Here is a 273-nt window from a genome sequence, read left to right as displayed (position 1 = left end):
GGATACGGTCGTTGGGGCTCCGGCAGAGCACCGGCCGAACCGGGTCTTGCTATGACAACGCGGCGGCCGAGAGCTTCTGGGCCGTGCTCAAGGAGGAGATCGGCACCCGGGTCTGGCCCGACCGGGCCACCGCCCGCGCCGAGGTCTTCACCTTCATCGAGACCTTCTATAACCGGCGCCGCCTACGGAAACACCCTGTCTTCGGGTACATCACGCCCCACGAGACACATCAGCGGCTCCGGAACGCACCGGGACACCCTTGCCGCAGCGGCT

General features: G+C 67.4%; 1 protein-coding gene. It reads left to right on the top strand.

Annotation, left to right across the window (positions count from 1 at the left end):
- The coding region (locus tag NQU54_RS48985) for an integrase core domain-containing protein (protein ID WP_257636717.1) at nt 1-273 on the top strand (273 nt) is incomplete at both ends.

The organism is Streptomyces malaysiensis subsp. samsunensis, assembly GCF_024519315.1.
GTDB classification, from domain to species: domain Bacteria; phylum Actinomycetota; class Actinomycetes; order Streptomycetales; family Streptomycetaceae; genus Streptomyces; species Streptomyces malaysiensis.
The sequence above is the reverse complement of the archived record's forward strand: the minus strand, read 5'-3'. Positions and strand labels throughout refer to the sequence as shown.